The 1,580-nt window shown below is 71.3% G+C and carries 3 protein-coding genes; all 3 read right to left on the reverse strand.

From position 1 onward, the window contains the following. Window positions 1–566: GTP-binding protein (locus tag AC2TEW_RS38990; RefSeq protein ID WP_484627853.1), on the reverse strand; the 566-nt coding region annotated here is incomplete at its 3' end. Next, window positions 547–999, reverse strand: a complete 453-nt coding sequence (locus AC2TEW_RS38995; protein WP_033823132.1) for a DUF742 domain-containing protein — start codon at window positions 997–999, stop codon at window positions 547–549. The genes AC2TEW_RS38990 and AC2TEW_RS38995, both read right to left, overlap by 20 nt. 142 nt (window positions 1,000–1,141) lie before the next feature. Beyond that, window positions 1,142–1,555, reverse strand: a complete 414-nt coding sequence (locus tag AC2TEW_RS39000; RefSeq protein WP_030057391.1) for a roadblock/LC7 domain-containing protein — start codon at window positions 1,553–1,555, stop codon at window positions 1,142–1,144. Window positions 1,556–1,580: the final 25 nt, after the last annotated feature.

The raw sequence follows: 1,580 nt of genomic DNA on the forward strand, positions 1-1,580 counted from the left end.
AGGGCGTGCTCGACCAGGGTGATCAGGGCGCTCTTGGCACTGTCCCGGCGCCGCGCGTCCAACGCGATGATCGGGGTGTCGGGGCCGAGCTGGAGTGCTTCGCGGACCTCTTCGGGGGTGTGCGGCTGGTGGCCTTCGAAGCCGTTGAGGCCGACGACGAAGGGCAGGCCGCTGTTCTCGAAGTAGTCGAGGGCGGGGAAGCAGTCGGCGAGGCGGCGGGTGTCGACGAGGACGACGGCGCCGATGGCGCCGCGGACGAGGTCGTCCCACATGAACCAGAAGCGGTCCTGGCCGGGGGTGCCGAAGAGGTAGAGGATCAGGTCCTCGTCGAGGGTGATGCGGCCGAAGTCCATGGCGACCGTGGTGGTCGTCTTGCCCGCGGTGTGGGTGAGGTCGTCGATGCCGGCGCTGGCGCTGGTCATGACGGCTTCGGTGCGCAGCGGGTTGATCTCGGAGACCGCACCGACGAGGGTGGTCTTGCCCACGCCGAAGCCGCCCGCGACGACGATCTTCGCCGAGGTGGTGGCGCGGCTGGGGGCGGCCGCGTTAGAGCTTGCGAAGTCCACTGAGGACCCTTTCGAGCAGCGTGACGTCAGGCGTACCGCCCGACTCGCCCGCAGCGGCGGGCTGGTGGATGGCGACCAGGCCGGCTTCGGCCAGGTCTGCGACGAGGATCCGGGCGACCCCGAGCGGCACCCCGGCGAGTGCCGAGATCTCCGCGACCGACTTGACCTCGCGGCACAGCCCGACGATCCGGGCGTGCTCCGGCAGCAGGCCGCCGGTCCGCTCGGCGTTGCCGGTGGTCGAGATCAGTGCCTCGATCGCCAGCTGGTAGCGGGGCCGGGTCCGGCCGCCGGTCATCGCGTACGGGCGGACCAGCGGCTGCTGCTCGTAGCCGTCGGACTGCTGGCCACCGTAGCCGCCGCCGGCCTGCTGGCCGCCGTAGCCACTGCCGTACCCGCTGCCGTACGAGCCGGCGGGTGTCGGGGGCGGGGTCATGAGTCCTCCTTGTGCTGCAGCCGTCGCTGGCGGCTGTCAGCCGGCACGGGCCGGCTGAGGCGGGGTCAGTCGCCTCGCGGCGACCGGGGTTGGTGTGCCGGGCCCGGGACGGGCGGCCCGGCACGGGGCGCGGTTGACTACCTCAATGCAGGAGACTGCCCTGGAGTTCCGCGCGCAGCGCGGGGGTGAGGACGGCTCCGGCACGGTCGACGAGGAGGGCCATCTCGTAGCCCACCAGACCGATGTCGGAGTCGGGGGAGGCGAGGACGGCCAGGGCCGATCCGTCGCTGACCGCCATCAGGAACAGGAAGCCCCGCTCCATCTCGACGACGGTCTGGTTGACCTCGCCGCCCTCGAAGATCCGGCTGGCGCCGGAGGTCAGCGAGGTCAGCCCGGAGGCGACCGCGGCGAGCTGGTCGGCGCGGTCCCGCGGGAAGCCCTCGGACATGCACAGCAGGAGACCGTCGGCGGAGACCACCACCGTGTGCGACACCCCGGGGGTGTTGTCCACGAAATTGGTGATCAGCCAGTTCAGGTTCTGTGCGGCCTGGCTCATCTGACTCAACTCAACGCTCCTGGTG

The organism is Kitasatospora sp. NEAU-CNBT7 (genome assembly GCF_057220535.1).